Source organism: Streptomyces sp. NPDC006643 (assembly GCF_042870175.1).
Taxonomy (GTDB): domain Bacteria; phylum Actinomycetota; class Actinomycetes; order Streptomycetales; family Streptomycetaceae; genus Streptomyces.
Genome location: NZ_JBIAHA010000001.1, coordinates 532,311 through 548,823, shown reverse-complemented (window position 1 = coordinate 548,823; position 16,513 = coordinate 532,311). Strand labels below are relative to the sequence as shown.

Sequence of the window (16,513 nt, the reverse complement as noted above, 5' to 3'; positions counted from 1 at the left end):
GGGTAAGGGGCTGAAGCCGCTCTCCCGTAAGGCATCGGGCGCCCTGGAGCCGTCAGAAGGGTGACAGAACACTTTCTGTTCGTCACCCCTTGCGTTGAGTCACCCTTCTCTTTGTGTCCACTTCGTTCCGTGTCGCGGCGCGTCCTTGCGCTCCCCGTGCCGCCGTGCGCCTGAGCTGCGATCACGCACACTCTGCCGCGCGGCCCCCGCTGAAGGCGAATGTGCGGGATCATGTCTGCCATGACCGAGGTGTCCTCGCTCACAGGCCGGCTGCTCGTCGCGACCCCGGCCCTGGCGGATCCGAATTTCGACCGCGCGGTGGTGCTCCTGCTCGACCATGACGAGGAGGGCTCGCTCGGCGTGGTCCTCAACAGGCCCACCCCCGTGGACGTCGGGGACATCCTGGAGTCCTGGGGCGGGCTCGCCGGGGACCCCGGTGTCGTCTTCCAGGGCGGCCCCGTCTCCCTCGACTCGGCGCTCGGCCTCGCCGTCATCCCCGGTGACGAGGGGCCGCTCGGCTGGCGCCGGGTGCACGGCGCGATCGGCCTGGTCGATCTGGAGACACCGCCCGAACTGCTCGCGCGGGCGCTCGGCTCCCTGCGGATCTTCGCCGGATACGCGGGCTGGGGACCCGGCCAGCTGGAGGACGAACTGACCGAAGGCGCCTGGTACGTGGTCGAGTCGGAGCCCGGGGACGTGTCGTCGCCGCGCCCCGAGAGCCTGTGGCGCGCCGTGCTGCGCCGGCAGCGCAGCGAACTCGCCATGGTGGCCACCTATCCGGACGACCCCTCGCTCAACTGACGTCGCCGGGGCCCGGATTCTGCGGGTCGTCCCGGACGACCGGATCGATGTGGGCGCCTGGGGCGGGCTCGGCGTACCGCTGCTGTGGACGGCCGCAGCGCTCCGCGGAGGGCTCGTGACGCTGCGTCGACGCGATGCGTGAGCGACCGGGGCCCTCGGGACGGGTCGGGCGTGGGTACCCTTGGCGGTTATGAGCACTCTTGAGCCCGAGCGCGGGGCAGGTACGGGCACCCTCGTGGAGCCGACACCGAAGGTGTCGCACGGCGACGGCGACCACGAGCGCTTCGCCCATTACGTCCAGAAGGACAAGATCATGGCGAGTGCCCTCGACGGCACTCCGGTGGTGGCACTGTGCGGAAAGGTCTGGGTACCGGGGCGCGACCCCAAGAAGTATCCGGTCTGTCCGATGTGCAAGGAGATCTACGAGTCCATGGGCCCCGGCGGGGACAAGGACAAGGGCGGCAAGGACAAGAGCGGCAAGGGCAAGAGCTGAGCCCCCGGCCTTCGGTCCGGGTCCTCGGCCCGGACCGGGGGCCCGTCGTTCTTTTTCGGACGCTCGGACGCTGAACGGCTCCGGGGCGCGCACACGCGCGCCCCGGAGCCGTTCGCGTGCGCCCGGCGTGAGCGGGTAGGCGGAGGTCCCGAGACGGATGCCGCGTACACGTGTGCCTGGTCACCGATTGGTTGAGACCACTTGTCCGTACGTCCGGGCCGGGCCTAGTGTCCAGCTGGACGCTCAACGACCCATTGACTCCGGCATATGCCAGCCGAACGAGGACTGAGGATTCACGTGATGGACCTGATCCCGGCGCCCGTCAGTGTCGAAGGCCCGAAGAGCGGCGGCTTCGTCCCCGACTCGGCCACCACGCTCTGGGCGGCGCCCGGGACCGAGGGCACCGAGCGCTGGCTGCGCGCCACCGTCGGCGCGGCCCTGGGGCTGCCGCTCGCCCCCGGCCCGGCCGGCGGCAGCAACGCCGTCTCGCTGCGCATCGACGAGTCCATGGCCCCCGAGGCGTACAGGCTGGACATCACCGCCGAGTGGGGCGCCGAGATCCACGGCGGCAGCGCGGCCGGAGTCTTCTGGGGCGCCCAGACGCTCCGTCAGCTGCTCGGCCCCAAGGCGTTCCGCCGCGCCCCCGTGTCCCCCGGCGTACGGCAGGAGATCCCCCGTCAGGTCATCGAGGACCACCCCCGCTTCGGCTGGCGCGGCGTCATGCTCGACGTGTCACGGCACTTCATGCCGAAGGACGGTGTGCTGCGCTTCCTGGACCTGATGGCCGCGCACAAGCTGAACGTCTTCCACTTCCATCTCACCGACGACCAGGGCTGGCGCGTCCAGATCAAGCGCCATCCGAAGCTGACCGAGGTCGGCGCGTGGCGCTCGCGGACCAAGTACGGCCACCGGTTCTCGGACATCTGGGACGAGAAGCCGCACGGCGGTTTCTACACCCAGGACGACATCCGCGAGATCGTCGCGTACGCCGCCGAGCGGCACATCTCCGTCGTCCCCGAGATCGACATCCCCGGCCACTCGCAGGCCGCCATCGCCGCGTACCCGGAGCTGGGCAACACCGACGTCGTGGACACCGCGGCGCTGGACGTCTGGGACACCTGGGGCGTCAACCCGAACGTGCTCGCCCCCACCGACAACACCCTGCGCTTCTTCGAGGGCGTCTTCGAGGAACTGCTCGACCTTTTCCCGGCCGCCACCTCGCCGTTCATCCACATCGGCGGCGACGAGTGCCCCAAGGACCAGTGGAAGCGCTCACCCGCCGCCCAGGAGCGGATCCGTGAACTCGGCCTGGCCGACGAGGACGAGCTCCAGTCCTGGTTCATCCGGCACTTCGACGGCTGGCTCTCCGCGCGCGGCCGGCGCCTCATCGGCTGGGACGAGATCCTGGAGGGCGGGCTCGCCCCCGGCGCCGCCGTCTCCTCCTGGCGCGGCTACGCGGGCGGGATCGCCGCCGCCAAGGCCGGCCACGACGTCGTCATGTGCCCCGAACAGCAGGTGTATCTGGACCACCGTCAGTCGGCGGGCGAGGACGAGCCGATGCCCATCGGCTACGTCCGCACACTGGAGGACGTCTACCGCTTCGAGCCCGTACCGCCCGAGCTGACCGGCGCCGACGCCGCCCATGTCCTCGGCACCCAGGCCAACGTCTGGACCGAGGTGATGCAGGACAGATCCCGCGTCGACTACCAGCTCTTCCCGCGTCTGTCCGCCTTCGCCGAGGTCGCCTGGTCGACCCTGCCCGAGTCCCCGGACCGTGACTTCGCCGATTTCGAACGCCGAATGACCGCGCACTACAAGCGCCTTGACGCCCTGGGGGTCGAATACCGGCCGCCCGGCGGCCCGTTGCCCTGGCACAAGCGTCCGGGACCGAACGGCGACTCGGCCGTTCTCGGACGTCCGATCGAAGGATCACCCCCGATCGTGTGACCCCCCGACCGGGGCTGTCCGTACGGAGAAGTCGTACAAGGAGTGCCGAACAATGGCATTCCGTATGTGTCGGTGAAGAGGCGTGAAAACGGACCTTCCCCTCGTTCGGGGACGGAAGCGTGCTTCATGGACCCTCGGACCGGTGGGCCCGGAAGATGTGCCAGAGTTGCCTCGTCCGGCCTGTGAGCACGTACGGTACGGCCAACACAGGCGGACAGCCGGGACACCGGGAAGGGGCAGCTGGGTTGACCACGCACGCACCGCAGACGGCGCAGTCCGTGACGCTGCCGGCCTCGCTCGACGAGGCCGTGGCGGCGCTGAGCGCCATGCCTGCCGCCGTGCCCGTCGCGGGTGGCACCGATCTGATGGCCGCCGTCAACAAGGGCCTTCTCAGGCCCGCGGGTCTGGTCGGTCTCGGCCGGATCAGCGAACTGCGCGGCTGGCACTACCAGGACGGACACGCCCTGCTGGGCACCGGACTCACCCACGCGCGCATGGGACGGCCCGACTTCGCCGCCCTCATCCCCGCGCTGGCCGCGTCCGCGCGCGCCGCGGGACCGCCCCAGATCCGCAACGCGGGCACGCTCGGCGGGAACATCGCCAGCGCGGCCCCCACCGGCGACTCACTGCCCGTCCTGGCGGCCCTGGAGGCGGACCTCGTCGTCGCGGGCCCCGGCGGCGCGCGCCGTGAGATCCCCGTCTCACATCTGCTGGCGGGCCGCGAGATGCTGGCGCCCGCCGAACTCATCGGCTTCGTACGGGTTCCCCTGCTGCACGCCCCGCAGGTCTACCTCAAGGCGACGGGACGCACCGGCCCCGGCCGGGCCACCGCGTCCGTCGCCGTCGTGCTCGACCCGGCGCGCCGGGGCGTGCGCTGCGCGGTCGGCGCCATCGCGCCGATGCCGCTGCGCCCGCTGGAGGCGGAGCGCTGGATCGCCTCGCTGATCGACTGGGACGCCGACCGCGGGCTGGCGCCCGAGGCACTGGCGGCCTTCGGGGAGTACGTCGCCGCGGCCTGTATCCCCGACCCGGAACCGGCGGCGGACGGGAGCGAGCCGCCCGCCCTGCCGCCCGCCGTGCTGCACCTGAGGCGTACCGTCGCCACGCTGGCTCGACGAGCACTGGGGAGGGCGCTGCCGTGACCACCGACGAGAACGAGAACTCCGGGACTCCGGAGGGGCGTCGGCCCGACCATCCGCACGACCCCGCGCAAGGGCACCCGCAGGGGCGCGGCGCGTGGCAGCCGATCCCGCAGGGCGGCGAGTACGACGCGGAGGCGACCGCGTTCGTCCAACTGCCGCCCGAGGACCGGGCGGACGCGCCGCTGGCGGCGCGCGGACACGGGTACGTACCACCGACGATCGACCAACGGCCCGCCGACGGCGCCGTGGGGCACGCGGATCCGGCGGGCGTCGGACAGTGGGCGCCGCACACGCCGCAGGCGCAGCACGATCCGTACGGCTACGCCCCGCAGGGGGCCGTCGCCCCGGACCTGCCGCACGAACCGCAGGCGACCGGACAGTGGACCTTCACCGACGGGTCCGGCACGACCGGTGGCGCCGGAGCCGCCGGACCCGCCGACTCCCGTACGGAGCAGGGCCCCCCGGCCCCGCCGCAGCCCACCGGGCAGTGGGTGATCCCGGTCATCGGGGACGAGCTTCCCGACGAGTCGGGCGAGTTCACCACGTCCATGCCCACCACGTCGCAGTGGTCGGGCGGTGCGCCGCCCGCCACCCTTCCGGGTGGTGCGCGCGCCCCGTGGGCGCCGGAACCAGAACCGGAACCAGAACCGGAACCGGAACCGGCATCGGAGCCCGTACGGGAATTCGCGCCGGAGCACGGGCCGGAGCATGCGCCGGAACCGGCCCCGCAGGCCGTGCCCGAGGCGGTGGCGCCGGAGGCGGTGGCGCCGGAGGCGGACGCCGAGCCCGTACCGGAAACCGTGAGCGAAGCGGTTGCGGAAGCGCCGCCCGCGTCGCGACCGGAGCCCGAACCGGAACCAGCCGCACCGGAACCCGCACCCGAACCGGAACCGGCAGCCGCCCCGCTCACTACCAGCAACGACAGCGCCGAACACCCCGCCGACTCCTACGTCCTGCGCGTCAACGGCGGCGACCGCCCCGTCACCGACGCCTGGATCGGCGAATCCCTGCTCTACGTCCTGCGCGAGCGCCTCGGCCTCGCCGGCGCCAAGGACGGCTGCTCGCAGGGCGAATGCGGTGCCTGCAACGTCCAGGTCGACGGCCGGCTCGTCGCCTCCTGCCTCGTCCCGGCGGCCACGGCGGCCGGCTCCGAGGTCCGTACGGTCGAGGGCCTGGCCGCCGACGGCGAACCGTCCGACGTCCAGCGCGCCCTGGCCAACTGCGGGGCCGTGCAGTGCGGTTTCTGCATCCCCGGCATGGCCATGACCGTCCACGACCTCCTCGAAGGCAACCACGACCCCAGCGAGCTGGAGACCCGCCAGGCGCTGTGCGGCAACCTCTGCCGCTGCTCCGGATACCGGGGCGTGCTCGACGCCGTCGGCGAGGTCGTCGCCGAACGCGCGGCCAGCGCCGAGGCCGCCGACGAGGCCCGTATCCCGCACCAGGCACCACCGGGCGCCGGCGGCGCCCACCCCGCACCTCTCGACCCGCACGACGGAGGCATGGCGTGAGCAACGACGCGGCCACCGAGACCCAGGCACTCGACGGCCCCCGGCAGGAGCCGCCCGCGCTGGGCCTCGGTGCGTCCCTCCCCCCGGCCGACGCCCGCGCCAAGACCGAGGGCACCTTCCCGTACGCCGCCGACCTCTGGGCCGAGGGCCTGCTGTGGGCGGCGCTGCTGCGCTCACCGCACCCACACGCCCGCATCCTGTCGATCGACACGGCCGCCGCCGCCGAAATGCCGGGCGTACGGGCCGTGGTGACCCATCTCGACGTCCTCGGCGACCCCTCCTACGGAAGGCTCGTCGCCGACCGCCCCGTCTTCGCCTCCGACGTCGTACGCCACCACGGCGAGGCCATCGCCGCCGTCGCGGCCGACCACCCGGACACCGCGCGGATGGCCGCCGCCGCCATCGCCGTCGAGTACGAGATCCTGGACCCCGTCACCGACCCGGAGAAGGCCTTCGAGGCCGAGCCGCTGCACCCGGACGGCAATCTGATCCGGCACATCCCGCTGCGCTACGGCGACCCCGACCTCATGGGCGAGGTGGTCGTCGAGGGCCTGTACCGCATCGGCCGCCAGGACCCGGCCCCGATCGGAGCCGAGGCCGGACTCGCCGTACCGCGCCCCGACGGCGGCGTGGAGATCTACACCGGCTCCACCGACCCGCACACCGACCGCGACCTCGCCGCCGCCTGCTTCGGCCTCGAACCCGACCAGGTGAAGGTCGTCGTCACCGGCGTCCCCGGCGCCACCGGCGACCGCGAGGACCCCGGCTTCCAGATCCCGCTCGGCCTGCTCGCCCTGCACACCGGCTGCCCGGTGAAGCTCGCCGCGACCCGCGAGGAGTCCTTCCTCGGGCACGCCCACCGGCACCCGACGCTGCTGCGCTACCGGCACCACGCCGACAGCGAGGGCCGGCTCGTCAAGGTCGAGGCGCAGATCCTGCTCGACGCGGGCGCGTACGCGGACGCCTCGTCCGAATCCCTCGCGGCGGCCGTCGCGTTCGCCTGCGGCCCGTACATCGTCCCGCACGCCTTCATCGAGGGCTGGGCCGTACGCACCAACAACCCGCCCTCCGGCCATGTCAGGGGCGAGGGCGCGATGCAGGTCTGCGCCGCGTACGAAGGCCAGATGGACAAGCTCGCGGCCAAGATCGGCATCGACCCGGCCGAGCTGCGCCTGCGCAACGCGCTGGCGACCGGCGACATCCTGCCCACCGGGCAGACCGTCACCTGCCCGGCGCCCGTCGCCGAACTGCTGCGCGCCGTACGGGACTTCCCGCTCCCCGCGCTGCCCAAGGACATCCCCGAGTCGTCCTGGCTGCTGCCGGGCGGGCCCGAGGGCGCGGGCGAGCCCGGCGCCGTACGCCGTGGTGTGGGCTACGCGCTCGGCATGGTCCACATGCTCGGCGCCGAGGGCGCCGACGAGGTCTCCACCGCCACCGTCAAGGTCCACGACGGCGTCGCCACGGTCATCTGCGCGGCCGTCGAGACCGGCCAGGGCTTCTCCACCCTCGCCCGCCAGATCGTCCAGGAGACGCTCGGCATCGAAGAGGTGCACGTCGCGTCGGTCGACACCGACCAGCCCCCGGCGGGCCCCGCCACGCACGGCCGCCACACCTGGGTCTCCGGCGGCGCGGTCGAGCGGGCGGCGAAGATGGTCCGTACACAGCTGCTCCAGCCGCTGGCGCACAAGTTCGGCATGTCCACGGAACTGCTCCAGATCACCGACGGAAAGATCACCTCCTACGACGGTGTGCTGTCGACCACCGTCACCGAGGCGATGGACGGCAAGGAGCTGTGGGCGACGGCCCAGTGCCGCCCGCACCCCACCGAACCGCTCGACGGGTCCGGCCAGGGCGACGCGTTCGTCGGGCTCGCCTTCTGCGCCATCCGCGCGGTCGTGGACGTCGACATCGAACTCGGCTCGATCCGCGTGGTGGAGATGGCCGTGGCGCAGGACGTCGGCCGGGTCCTCAACCCGGCGCAGCTCGCGACCCGTATCGAGGCGGGCGTCACCCAGGGCATCGGTACGGCCCTGACGGAGAACCTCCGTACGACCCGCGGTCTCGTACGCCGTCCCGACCTCACCGGCTACGCGCTGCCGACGTCCCTGGACGCGCCGGACATCCGCATCGTCAAGCTGGTCGAGGAGCGCGACGTGGTGGCCCCGTTCGGCGCGAAGCCGGCGAGCGCGGCGCCGGTCGTGACCTCCCCGGCGGCGGTGGCGGCTGCGGTACGCGCGGCGACGGGCCGCCCCGTCAACCGGCTGCCGATCAGGCCGCAGTCGGCGGTGGTGACGGCGGGATGAGCGAAGCCCTCCCCGAAGGAACTTCGGCGAGGGCTTCGACAGCGACCTGTTACGTGACTCACAGGACTTCTCACGGGACTTCTTGAAGAGGCCGTGGCGGGAATCGAACCCACGTAACTCGATTTGCAGTCGAGCCCCTGAACCACTCGGGCACACGGCCGTGCGTACCAATGCCTCGACCGTAGGCGCGGCGGCGTACGGCCTCAAGGGCGCCGGGCACCCCGCAACGCGACTGCCACACGCCGTTCACGGTCGTACGACCAAGGGACGAGGTCCGCACCGACCAGCGACAGGGTTCAACAGGGTGCATGCCCCTTACGCTGAGTCCATGACCGCCCTGGAACCGAGCGACGCCGAGGTCGCCTCACCCGCCTCACCCGCCACGCCCGTCGCCCTCGACACCGACCCCGGCCAGGACGGCATTCTCGGCAGGACCCACCGTGCCCTCAGCATCGGTATCATCTGCGTCGTCCTGCTGATCGCCTTCGAGGCCACGGCGGTCGGTACCGCGATGCCGGTCGCCGCACGCGAGTTGCGGGGCGTCTCGCTGTACGCGTTCGCCTTCTCCGCGTACTTCACCACCAGCCTCTTCGCGATGGTGCTCTCCGGGCAGTGGGCCGACCGCAGCGGCCCGCTGAGGCCGCTCGTCACCGGGATCACCGCCTTCGCGCTCGGGCTGCTGCTCTCCGGCACGGCCGGTGCCATGTGGCTGTTCATCGCGGGCCGGGCCGTCCAGGGGCTCGGTGGCGGGCTGGTGATCGTCGCGCTGTACGTCGTCGTCAGCCGCGCCTACTCGGAGCGGCTGCGGCCCGCGATCATGGCCGCGTTCGCCGCGAGCTGGGTGATCCCGTCGGTCGTCGGACCGCTCGCCTCCGGCACGGTCACCGAACACCTCGGCTGGCGCTGGGTGTTCATCGGCATCCCCGTCCTGGTGATACTGCCGCTGGCGACCGCGCTGCCCGCGATCCGGCAGATGGCGGGCGGACCCGCCCCCTCCGCCGACCCCTCGGAGCCCGTACCGGCCTTCGACCGGCGCCGGATCCGCCTCGCGCTGGCGATCTCGCTCGGCGCGGGACTGCTCCAATACGCGGGCCAGGACCTCAACTGGTGGTCCCTGCTCCCCGGCGTCGCGGGCGCCGCGCTGATCGTCCCCGCCGTCCTCGGGCTGCTGCCGCGCGGCACCTACCGCGCGGCCCGGGGCATGCCGTCGGTCGTCCTGCTGCGCGGTGTCGCCGCCGGCTCCTTCATCGCGGCGGAGAGCTTCGTCCCGCTGATGCTCGTCACCCAGCGCGGCCTCTCCCCGACGCTGGCGGGCCTCTCGCTGGCCGTCGGCGGCGCGACCTGGGCACTGGGCTCGTACATCCAGTCCCGCCCGCGTATGGAACCCCACCGCGAACGCCTGCTGATGGGCGGCATGGTGCTGGTCGCCGCCGCCATCGCCGCGGCGCCGAGCGTGCTGATCGAATCGGTCCCCGTCTGGGTCGTGGGCGTCGCCTGGGCGGTCGGCTGCCTCGGCATGGGCGCGGTGATCGCGTCCACCAGCGTGCTGCTGCTGAAGCTCTCGCCTCCTGAGGAGGCGGGCACGAACTCCGCCGCGCTCCAGATATCCGACGGCCTGTCCAACGTCCTGCTGCTGGCGGCGGGCGGCGCGGCGTTCGCGGCCCTGGGCGGCGGCGCGGTGGGCGCCCACGACCTCACCGCGGCTAGCGCCTCCCATCCGGCGGCGTTCGCGGCGGTGTTCCTCCCGATGGCGGCGGTGGCGCTGGCGGGGGTCTGGGTGGCGACACGGGTGCGGGCCGCGCGCGACGGCGGGTGACGCGGGTGCGGGGTGCGCGGGGAGGGCGTGTGACCCGGGTCGCACCTTCCCGGGCCCGGCTTGTTCGTACGAGGATGGGGCCGGGGCGCCGGTAGGGTGGCCCGGTTGTCGTATCTGAGCCCGGCCCCGCCGTGCAGTCCGTGTACCCGAGCGTCCGTGAACCGGAGACCGTGACTACTACCGCCTCCCACCACCTCTCACCCGCCTTCCCCGGCCGCGCGCCCTGGGGCACGGCCAACAAGCTGCGTGCCTGGCAGGAGAAGGCGCTGGAGCGCTATCTCCAGGAGCAGCCGCGTGACTTCCTCGCCGTCGCGACCCCCGGCGCCGGGAAGACCACCTTCGCGCTGACCCTCGCGTCCTGGCTGCTGCACCACCACGTCGTGCAGCAGATCACCGTCGTCGCGCCGACCGAGCATCTGAAGAAGCAGTGGGCGGAGGCCGCCGCGCGGATAGGGATCAAGCTCGACCCGGACTACAGCGCGGGGGCGCTGAGCAAGGAGTACCACGGGGTCGCCGTGACGTACGCGGGTGTCGGCGTACGCCCCATGCTCCACCGCAACCGCTGCGAGCAGCGCAAGACCCTCGTGATCCTCGACGAGATCCACCACGCCGGTGACTCCAAGTCCTGGGGCGAGGCGTGCCTTGAGGCGTTCGAGCCGGCCGCCAGGCGCCTCGCGCTGACCGGTACGCCCTTCAGGTCCGACACCAACCCGATCCCCTTCGTCGCGTACGAGGAGGGCAACGACGGCATCCGCCGCTCCTCCGCCGACTACACCTACGGCTACGGCAACGCCCTCGGCGACGGCGTCGTGCGCCCCGTCATCTTCCTCAGCTACAGCGGCAACATGCGCTGGCGCACCAAGGCCGGTGACGAGGTCGCCGCCAAGCTGGGCGATCCCATGACCAAGGACGCCGTCTCACAGGCGTGGCGCACCGCGCTCGACCCGCGCGGCGACTGGATGCCCAACGTGCTGCGCGCCGCGGACCAACGGCTCACCGAGGTGCGCAAGTCCATGCCGGACGCCGGGGGACTGGTCATCGCCACCGACCAGGACCAGGCCCGCGCGTACGCCAAGCTCATCCGCGAGATCACCGGCACGAAGGCCACCGTCGTACTCTCCGACGAGGCCGCCGCCTCCAAGCGCATCGACGACTTCAGCGCGAGCGAGGAGCGCTGGATGGTCGCCGTGCGCATGGTGTCCGAAGGCGTCGACGTGCCGCGTCTCGCCGTCGGTGTGTACGCCACCACCATCTCCACCCCCCTGTTCTTCGCACAGGCCGTCGGCCGCTTCGTCCGCTCCCGCCGGCGCGGCGAGACCGCCTCCGTCTTCCTGCCCACCATCCCCGGACTCCTCGGCTTCGCGGGCGAGATGGAGCTGGAGCGCGACCACGTACTCGACAAGCCCAAGAAGGCCGGCGAGGACGACCCGTACGCCGAGTCCGAGAAGGAGATGGCGGAGGCCGAGCGCGAACTCGACGAGGACACCGGCGAACAGGACATGCTGCCCTTCGAGGCGCTGGAGTCCGACGCGGTCTTCGACCGGGTGCTGTACGACGGCGCCGAGTTCGGCATGCAGGCGCACCCCGGCAGCGAGGAGGAGCAGGACTACCTCGGTATCCCCGGCCTCCTCGAACCCGACCAGGTGCAGATGCTCCTCCAGAAGCGGCAGGCCCGGCAGATCGCGCACAGCCGCAAGAAGCCCGACGCGGAGGCCGATCTGCTGGAGCTGCCCGCCGACCGGCGGCCCGTGGTCTCGCACAAGGAACTGCTGGAGCTGCGCAAGCAGCTCAACACGATGGTCGGCGCGTACGTCCACCAGAGCGGCAAGCCGCACGGGGTGATCCACACGGAGCTGCGCCGCGTGTGCGGCGGGCCGCCCAGCGCGGAGGCCACCGGGGGACAACTGCGCGAGCGGATCAAAAAGGTCCAGGAATGGGCGACCCGGATGCGCTGAGCCCGGCGCCCGCGCACCGCGCGCGAACATTTTTCTCGTTCTCTTTCCGCCTTTTCTCTCGCCTCGGAGACGTCTCAACGACGTCTCCGAGGCGTTTCTACGCGCGTCCATTCGTGGGAAATCGTGTGATTGGTAGGCGCGAATCCCTTTTCGGGGCTTGTTCCGGCGCGAACAGGGAGCAACTGACCGCGCATGACCGGATTCTGGACGAGGTCTTCCGCTGAGCGGTACGGATCGCTAATGTCCCGGCAATACATACGCGCCGTGGCAGCGCCGCCGCGGAGCGCAGCCGGTGCGCCATGGCCTGCCTGCCGGCGGCCTCTCCGTGCGTCGCCGATGGGACCGGCGCCGCAGACTCCGTGAGGGCCGTCGTCACTCACTCCGAAACTCCGAAGGAGAGGGCGTCGTGACCGCGGAGACCTCCCAGACGCTCGACAGGGGACTGCGCGTCCTCAAACTGCTCGCCGACACCGACCACGGGCTGACCGTCACCGAGTTGTCCAACAAACTCGGCGTCAACCGCACCGTCGTCTACCGACTTCTCGCCACCCTCGAACAGCACGCGCTGGTCCGCCGCGATCTCGGCGGCCGGGCCAGGGTGGGCCTGGGGGTGCTGCGTCTGGGCCGCCAGGTGCATCCGCTCGTACGGGAAGCCGCGCTGCCCGCGCTGCGTTCGCTCGCCGAGGACATAGGCGCCACCGCGCATCTCACGCTCGTGGACGGCGCCGAGGCGCTGGCCGTCGCCGTCGTGGAGCCGACCTGGACGGACTACCACGTCGCGTACCGCGCCGGCTTCCGGCACCCGCTGGACCGGGGCGCCGCCGGCAAGGCCATCCTGGCCGCCCGGCAGGGCTCGTACACCGAGGCACGGTGCACGCTGACCCACGGCGAACTGGAAGCGGGCGCCAGCGGCGCCGCCGCCGCGCTCGTCGGGGTGACCGGGATCGAGGGCAGCGTGGGCGTGGTGATGCTCGCCGACTCGGTGCCGGAGCGGGTGGGCCCCCGGGTGGTCGACGCCGCGCGCGAGGTGGCCGACGCACTGCGCTGAGGGCCGAGGACCCCGCCCCGCGGGCGGCCGATAGATTGGCGCTGTGCTCTCTCGTCTCGCCGGCCTCTCGCGCCCCCGCACCCTCGCCCTCTCGGCGGTCCCCGTCGTCGCGCTGCTCGTCGTCGTCGGAGTGGCCCCGCTGCCGTACGCGGTGGCCCAGCCCGGTCTGACCGCGAACGTCCTCGGCGACTACAAGGACACGCCCGTCATCACGATCAAGGGCGCGAAGGTCCGTGAGCCGGAGGGGCAGCTGCGGATGACGACGATCCTGGCGACGGGACCGTCCGCCGACGTCGACTTCGCCGATGTCCTCGACGGCTGGTTCCGCACCGACCGCGCCGTACTGCCGCGCGACTCCGTCTACCCGGCGGGCCAGTCCGACAAGGAGATCCAGAAGCACAACACCGAGGAGATGGTGAAGTCCCAGAACGTCGCCGTCGACGCGGCCCTCGACCAACTCGGCCGTGAGCGCGACTCGGTGGACGTCACCCTCCACCTCGCGGACGTCGGCGGCCCCAGCGCGGGCCTCCTCTTCGCCCTCGGCATCGTCGACCTGCTCGAAGGCGACGGCTCGGGCGGCGACCTCACCGGCGGCCGGGACATCGCGGGCACCGGCACGATCGAGGAGAACGGCACCGTGGGCGCGGTCGGCGGCGTCTCCCTCAAAACCCAGGCGGCGGCCCGCGACGGCGCGACGGTCTTCCTGGTCCCGGAGGCGGAGTGCGCCGACGCCCAGTCCGAACTCCCCGACGGCATGCGACTGATCCCGGTCAGAACCCTGAAGGACGCGGTGTCCTCACTGAAGGCACTGGACAGGGGCGGCAAGGTCCGAAGCTGCTGACGCGGGGTATGGGCGCGCCAGTGAGGGCCGGCCCCGTAGTGCTGCCGCGGCATCCCCTCGGTCCTGCGGCGGGCCAGGTCCGGGGCGTCGATCACGGCGTCGCGGATGAGGGTGGGCTGTCCGCTCGGCAGACGGGTGGGGATGGTGAGCCACCGCTGACCGGCGGGGGCGTCGAGGGGCGCGAGGCGGGCTCGGTGCTGGTAGTGGCGGCGGGTGAACTGCACGTCGTTCAGGACGATCCAGTGGATGGCACACAACCCGCCCGGTGCGGGCAGCTCAGGGGTTGATGAGGCGGCTGGTGAAGCCGTCGCGGATGAGGGACTCGTACGCGGCGTGCACGTCCTCCGGGACCTCCTGCTCGATGGCGAATCCGAGTTTTGGATACTCGATGACCCGCTGGAGGTCGCCGACGAGCATGTCCAGGACGAGCTTCTCGTCGCCGATGGACTTCAGATAGTCGTCGAACTCCAGCGGCTCCGACGCGCACAGGATCTCGACGCCGGGCCACAGCTTGCGGGCGGTCGCGAACGACCGCCTTTCCATGTAGGGCTTGGAGACCAGCAGGACCGACGCCGGGGTGATGCCTGCGGCGGCGAGGACTTCACGCGAGAAGATGATGTTCTGTCCGGTGTTGCCCGCGTTCGGTTCCAGCAGGATCGCTTCGGCAGGGACGCCGAGGTCGATGGCGTGCTCGCGGAAGTGGACGGCCTCCCCGCGCGGGAAGACCTTGGCGGTGGTGGGGCTGTTGCCGCCGGTGAAGACCAGGGTCGGGAAGAGCCCGGAGCGGTACAGCTCGGCGGAGTGGGCCGCGACGCCGAGGTCGTGGCTGCCCAGCCCGATCGCGACGTCGACGGGCCGCAGTTCGTGCTGCATCCGGTGGTGGTTCCAGATCAGCTTGGCCTGGCGCCACTGGTCCTCGGTGATGCCCTGCTGGTCGTTGCTCACGCGTTTCTCCCTGGTCATCGTTGCCGAAGGCCGACCGGCCCCTCGCTCATGGCCTTGATGCCGTCGATGCTGCGCAGTTGGTGCACAAGTCCGTACTGCGCGGCCACCTTGGCGGCCTGGTCGAGGACGAGGTGTCCATCATCCCGGGTCGCCGCATCGGAGAGCAGGATGTGGCCATGAGCGGTGTCCAGTCGCACGCGTTGCATAGGTGAGTCGGGCGTCCCGCTGCTGCGGGCGATGTCGATGAAGTGCAGGGCCTGGGTGAGGTCGCCGGCGCCGCGGCGGGCGAGGGCGAGTTTCTGGTGGGCCACCGACCAGTCGTCCGGTTCGGCGAGGTCCTCGAAGCCGCGGGTCGCCACCCGCATGACGCGGGTCGCACAGTCGTGCCGGCCGTCCTTGCTCAGCGCGGTCCCCACCCACAGCCTCGCGCGGGCCCGGTCGCGGGGTGAGAGCCGGTCATCGACGGCGAGCGTCTCGTAGTCGCGGGCGGCGATCTCCAGCTTCCCGGACATCTCGGTGACGACCGCGAGGGACAGGTCGAGCTGGGCGACGCGGCGGGGGATGTCGAGCTGGGTGAAGACGGAGCGGGCGCCGGTATAGGAGTGCTGGGCGGACAGCGGGCCCAGGACAACGCCCTGGTCGCGCTTCAGGTCGCCGAACAGGGCGGTGGAGCGGGCGAAGAGATACAGGCCCTTCTCGTCCAGCTCGGGGGCCTTGAACCGGCCCAGCCACCGGGTGAGGAGGCTGTCGGCGAAGGCGAAGTTCTGCCGGGACAGGGCGACCACGACGCGGTCGAGGTCGTCGGCCCAGGACTCGTACTCCCAGGCCCGGGGGCCGGAGGTGGTGACGCGGCGTCGGCCCGCGTTCCGCACCGGGCTGGTCATCTCGGACAGGAGCGTTTCGAACCGCAGGTGGACAGCGGCGTCCGCGCGGCCCAGGGCGGTGTCGAGGATGGCCTGGGTGTCGGGTCTGGGCTCGGTGTCGGCGAGCTTGCTCTCCCACTTGGAAACGGTCGCGACGGCCAGACCGAGCTGCTGGGCGAAGGCCCGCACGCTCAGTCGCAGGGCGAGCCGCAGGGCCCTGGCCTCCAGGCCGGTCCAGTGGTGCACGGTCGCCACGCGTCGCTCCCTTCCACCGGTCATCGAAGCAGATCCGTGCAGTCGGTGGGACGGAAGTGGAACGGAAGTAGAACGGCCGGTGATTGGCGGCGAGTTGGCCGGACGCCACGATCGGAGAGTCACCATTTGTCGAGCCTTTGGGACGGTCCTGAGCATGGAACCCCTCACGGAGCATCGCCCTGTCAGCGGCCCGGTCGTTTACGGCTTCCTGCGGCTGGTACGGGTCTCCCGAGCGCGGCAGGACGCCCTGGTCGCCTCGCTCACCGAGTACTGCCGCAGCCACGAACTGCAGTTGTCCGGCGTCTTCACCGACGGCGAGGCGTCCGCCGGGCCCGTCTCGGTGGCGTTCACCGGGCTGCTGGACGTGCTCGCGCTGCCGGACGTATACGGCGTCGTCGCCCCGGCCATGTCGCACCTCGGGCCGAAGGGCACAGCCGCTGAACGCGGGCGGCGGATCGAGGCGGTCGACTCACGGCTGCTGCTGGTCCGCAAGCCCCGTACGGCCCACCGCTCCATCTCCGGCAGCGGTACCGTCCGCCGCCGTCACCTCGGCACCACCCGCGTCCTGGACGCCGAGTCATGAGGACCACCGT

General features: G+C 71.9%; 13 protein-coding genes, 1 tRNA gene and 1 pseudogene. 11 read left to right on the top strand and 4 right to left on the bottom strand.

Annotated elements, in window-relative coordinates:
• The first annotated feature begins 240 nt into the window (after positions 1 to 240).
• The 6 genes from ACFYNU_RS02300 to ACFYNU_RS02275 all read left to right on the top strand — a co-directional run bounded on the left by ACFYNU_RS02300 (position 241) and on the right by ACFYNU_RS02275 (position 8,197).
• Positions 241 to 801, top strand: a complete 561-nt coding sequence (locus ACFYNU_RS02300) for a YqgE/AlgH family protein (protein ID WP_356590037.1) — start codon at positions 241 to 243, stop codon at positions 799 to 801.
• A gap of 190 nt (positions 802 to 991) precedes the next feature.
• Positions 992 to 1,294 (top strand): DUF3039 domain-containing protein, encoded by a 303-nt coding sequence (locus ACFYNU_RS02295; protein ID WP_031231446.1) that lies wholly within the window; start codon positions 992 to 994, stop codon positions 1,292 to 1,294.
• 300 nt (positions 1,295 to 1,594) lie between these two features.
• Positions 1,595 to 3,241: a beta-N-acetylhexosaminidase gene (locus ACFYNU_RS02290; protein ID WP_356590040.1), complete on the top strand. Its 1,647-nt coding sequence runs from the start codon at positions 1,595 to 1,597 to the stop codon at positions 3,239 to 3,241.
• A gap of 245 nt (positions 3,242 to 3,486) precedes the next feature.
• A complete protein-coding gene (locus ACFYNU_RS02285) occupies positions 3,487 to 4,383 on the top strand; it encodes a xanthine dehydrogenase family protein subunit M (protein ID WP_023541412.1) in 897 nt (298 codons plus the stop codon).
• Positions 4,380 to 5,894 carry a 2Fe-2S iron-sulfur cluster-binding protein gene (locus tag ACFYNU_RS02280; RefSeq protein ID WP_388764819.1) on the top strand — a complete coding sequence of 505 codons (1,515 nt, stop codon included), beginning with the start codon at positions 4,380 to 4,382 and terminating at the stop codon, positions 5,892 to 5,894. Before ACFYNU_RS02285 ends, ACFYNU_RS02280 begins: the two co-directional genes overlap by 4 nt.
• Positions 5,891 to 8,197: a xanthine dehydrogenase family protein molybdopterin-binding subunit gene (locus tag ACFYNU_RS02275; protein ID WP_356590042.1), complete on the top strand. Its 2,307-nt coding sequence runs from the start codon at positions 5,891 to 5,893 to the stop codon at positions 8,195 to 8,197. Before ACFYNU_RS02280 ends, ACFYNU_RS02275 begins: the two co-directional genes overlap by 4 nt.
• An 88-nt stretch (positions 8,198 to 8,285) precedes the next feature.
• On the opposite strand, the gene ACFYNU_RS02270 is transcribed toward ACFYNU_RS02275, so the two are convergent.
• Positions 8,286 to 8,357, bottom strand: a tRNA-Cys gene (locus ACFYNU_RS02270).
• 168 nt (positions 8,358 to 8,525) lie between these two features.
• Here ACFYNU_RS02270 and ACFYNU_RS02265 point away from each other — a divergent pair.
• The 4 genes from ACFYNU_RS02265 (at position 8,526) to ACFYNU_RS02250 (ending at position 13,857) form a co-directional block, all read left to right on the top strand.
• Entirely contained in the window at positions 8,526 to 10,013 is a 1,488-nt protein-coding gene (locus tag ACFYNU_RS02265) for an MFS transporter (RefSeq protein WP_356590044.1), read from the top strand.
• A 170-nt stretch (positions 10,014 to 10,183) separates the two neighbouring features.
• Entirely contained in the window at positions 10,184 to 11,968 is a 1,785-nt protein-coding gene (locus tag ACFYNU_RS02260) for a DEAD/DEAH box helicase (RefSeq protein WP_356590046.1), read from the top strand.
• 406 nt (positions 11,969 to 12,374) lie between these two features.
• Positions 12,375 to 13,016, top strand: coding sequence for an IclR family transcriptional regulator (locus tag ACFYNU_RS02255; RefSeq protein ID WP_023541417.1), 642 nt, complete (start codon positions 12,375 to 12,377; stop codon positions 13,014 to 13,016).
• 43 nt (positions 13,017 to 13,059) lie between these two features.
• Positions 13,060 to 13,857, top strand: coding sequence for a S16 family serine protease (locus ACFYNU_RS02250; protein WP_356590048.1), 798 nt, complete (start codon positions 13,060 to 13,062; stop codon positions 13,855 to 13,857).
• Between the two features lie 17 nt (positions 13,858 to 13,874).
• Here ACFYNU_RS02250 and ACFYNU_RS02245 read toward each other — a convergent pair.
• The 3 genes and pseudogenes from ACFYNU_RS02245 to ACFYNU_RS02235 form a co-directional block, all read right to left on the bottom strand.
• A pseudogene (locus ACFYNU_RS02245) lies at positions 13,875 to 14,114 on the bottom strand (WbqC family protein); the annotation flags it as partial.
• A gap of 19 nt (positions 14,115 to 14,133) precedes the next feature.
• Positions 14,134 to 14,802, bottom strand: a complete 669-nt coding sequence (locus ACFYNU_RS02240) for a YdcF family protein (RefSeq protein ID WP_356590050.1) — start codon at positions 14,800 to 14,802, stop codon at positions 14,134 to 14,136.
• A 14-nt stretch (positions 14,803 to 14,816) separates the two neighbouring features.
• Positions 14,817 to 15,920, bottom strand: coding sequence for a hypothetical protein (locus tag ACFYNU_RS02235; protein ID WP_356590052.1), 1,104 nt, complete (start codon positions 15,918 to 15,920; stop codon positions 14,817 to 14,819).
• Positions 15,921 to 16,074: 154 nt separating this feature from the next.
• Between ACFYNU_RS02235 and ACFYNU_RS02230 the strand changes: the two genes are divergently transcribed.
• On the top strand, positions 16,075 to 16,503 hold the full coding sequence (locus ACFYNU_RS02230; protein ID WP_356590054.1) for a hypothetical protein: 429 nt from the start codon (positions 16,075 to 16,077) through the stop codon (positions 16,501 to 16,503).
• Positions 16,504 to 16,513 lie beyond the last annotated feature (10 nt).

What these genes read in the sequence shown, in the direction of transcription:
- ACFYNU_RS02300 (WP_356590037.1), top strand. Translation starts at nt 241, where the DNA reads ATGACCGAGGTGTCCTCGCTCACAGGCCGGCTGCTCGTCGCGACCCCG.
- ACFYNU_RS02265 (WP_356590044.1), top strand. Translation starts at nt 8,526, where the DNA reads ATGACCGCCCTGGAACCGAGCGACGCCGAGGTCGCCTCACCCGCCTCA.
- ACFYNU_RS02295 (WP_031231446.1), top strand. Translation starts at nt 992, where the DNA reads ATGAGCACTCTTGAGCCCGAGCGCGGGGCAGGTACGGGCACCCTCGTG.
- ACFYNU_RS02230 (WP_356590054.1), top strand. Translation starts at nt 16,075, where the DNA reads ATGGAACCCCTCACGGAGCATCGCCCTGTCAGCGGCCCGGTCGTTTAC.
- ACFYNU_RS02290 (WP_356590040.1), top strand. Translation starts at nt 1,595, where the DNA reads ATGGACCTGATCCCGGCGCCCGTCAGTGTCGAAGGCCCGAAGAGCGGC.